General features: G+C 73.7%; 1 protein-coding gene and 2 pseudogenes. 1 reads left to right on the forward strand and 2 read right to left on the reverse strand.

Translation table 11 applies throughout. The features are described from left to right. Together WA805_RS00995 and WA805_RS01000 are read right to left on the reverse strand one after the other, a co-directional pair. Positions 1–725: pseudogene (locus WA805_RS00995) on the reverse strand (hypothetical protein); the annotation flags it as partial. Continuing rightward, entirely contained in the window at positions 722–1,432 is a 711-nt protein-coding gene (locus WA805_RS01000) for an ABC transporter ATP-binding protein (protein WP_422286198.1), read from the reverse strand. The pseudogene WA805_RS00995 and the gene WA805_RS01000, both read right to left, overlap by 4 nt. 146 nt (positions 1,433–1,578) lie before the next feature. Here WA805_RS01000 and WA805_RS01005 point away from each other — a divergent pair. Then, a pseudogene (locus WA805_RS01005) lies at positions 1,579–2,006 on the forward strand (hypothetical protein); the annotation flags it as partial.

Consider the following 2,006-nt stretch of genomic DNA (forward strand, 5'->3'; position numbering starts at 1 on the left):
CCGCTGGCCGGGCTGAAGCCGGCCTCGCCCAGCGGCGTGCCGGCCAGCGAGGTCGCGGCCGTGTAGGGCAGGTACGGCCGGGCCGCGCCGAACAGCCCGCCGATCAGCGATTCGAGCAGCAGCGCCCACACGAAGACGCCGACCACCCCGGCGAGCTGGGAGCGCACCAGCGAGCCCACGACCACGCCGAGCACGCCGAGCAGCGCCGTGCCCACCACGCGGCCGATGCCCCAGTCAGCGAGCGTGCCCGCGCCGATGACCAGCCGGTAGCCGTGGGCGGCGGTGAATGACAGGCCGACCGCCAGCGCCGTGACGAACCCGGCGATGCCGTAGACCGCGCCGCCTATCGCCCCGACCACGGCCTTGGCGGCCAGCACCCGGTTGCGGTCGGGCACCGCCAGGTAGGTGTTCGTCGCGGTGTGATGCCGGAACTCGCCGCTGGATATCGTCACGCCGAGCACCATGGCGATGATCATGCTCCACACGCCCCCGGCGATGATCGTGGTCTGCCCCGCGGCGGTGTACAGCGGCGCGGGGCCACCGCTGCCGCTGCCCGCTCGGGACGCCGCGATCGACGTCCACACCGGGGTGAGCCCGGCCACCACGGCGAGCAGCCCGTAGCCAAGCCGGGTGCTCGTCAGCTTGAGCAGTTCGACGCGGACAACGCGGGCGAACCCGCCTCGCCGTGCCCGCGGCGCGGCGACAGGAAAAACGAGCTCGGTCATCGGGATGCCTCCCCGGTCAGCTGGAAGAAGGTTTCTTCGAGGCCCGCCCCGCCGGCGGTCAGCTCGGCCACCGGGCCCTGCGCGACCAGGCGGCCGCTGTTGATGATCACCACCGAGTCGACGGTCTGCGCGACCTCGGCGAGCAGGTGGCTGGACACCAGCACGGTGCCGCCTTCCGCGGCGAACCCGCGCAGCAGTCCGCGCAGCCAGCGGACGCCCTCCGGGTCGAGCCCGTTGGCCGGCTCGTCGAGGATCAGCACCTCCGGGTCGGCGAGCAGCGCGGCGGCCAGGCTGAGCCGCTGCCGCATGCCGAGCGAGAACCCGCCGATCCGGCGGTCCGCCGCGGCGGTGAGCCCCGTCAGGTCGAGGACGTCCTCGATCCTGGACGCGTCGGCGTCCGCGGCCAGCGCCTGGATCCGCAGCTGCGCGCGGGCAGTCCGGCCCGGGTGGAAGCCAGCCGCCTCGAGCACGGCGCCGGCCTGGTGCAGCGGCTCGGGCAGCTCACGGTAGGACAGACCGTCGATGGTGGCGGTGCCCGCGTCGGCGGACACCAGGCCGAGAAGGATGCGGAGGGTGGTGGTCTTGCCGGCGCCATTCGGGCCGAGGAAGCCGGTCACGGTGCCCGGCGTGACGTCGAAGCTGAGGCCGTTCACCGCGGTCACCGGGCCGAACCGCTTGACGAGCCCGCGTATCTGGATAGTTGCCATGGGAGCAAGCCTGCGGCCCGCGGCCCGCTGCCGTCGTCGGGGCGGCGGGCAGGATCGCATCGTCCCTGTGGAGTATCCCTGGGCGCGGAAAGTCAACCCCAGGACGACGACACCCGGCGCGGCCCGCGGGTAGCGTCGGGAATGCGATGACTACCACGGCACGACAGCGGGCAGCCGATACGGCGCTCGCGGCGCTGGTGATCGGCGTGGAACTTGCCGCGTCGCTCGCCGCCCCGCACTGGCACGGTGCGAAGGAGAGCCGGCCCGGTACGTTCGGGATAATCCTGCTCGTCACCGGCGGACTGGCGCTGCTCGCGCGCAGACGGTACCCGGGCGCGGTGCTGGCGGTCGTCCTCGGGACGACGCTCGGCGCGACCGCGCTCGGCGCGCGAGCCGCGTGGCTCGGCCTGATCGTCGCGTTCTTCACCGCGGTGCTGCGCGGGCGGCGGCTCGCCGCGATCGCGTCGCTGGTGATCGGGTACGCCGCATCCGTGTGGAACACCTCGGCGGAGTCCGCGCTGCTGCTGGCCGCGGGGCTGGTCACGCTGCTGTCGGTCGCGGAGCTCAGCCGGGT

The sequence above is a fragment of the Trebonia sp. genome, assembly GCF_049794275.1.
Lineage (GTDB): Bacteria > Actinomycetota > Actinomycetes > Streptosporangiales > Streptosporangiaceae > Trebonia.

What these genes read in the sequence shown, in the direction of transcription:
- WA805_RS01000 (WP_422286198.1), bottom strand. Translation starts at nt 1,432, where the DNA reads ATGGCAACTATCCAGATACGCGGGCTCGTCAAGCGGTTCGGCCCGGTG.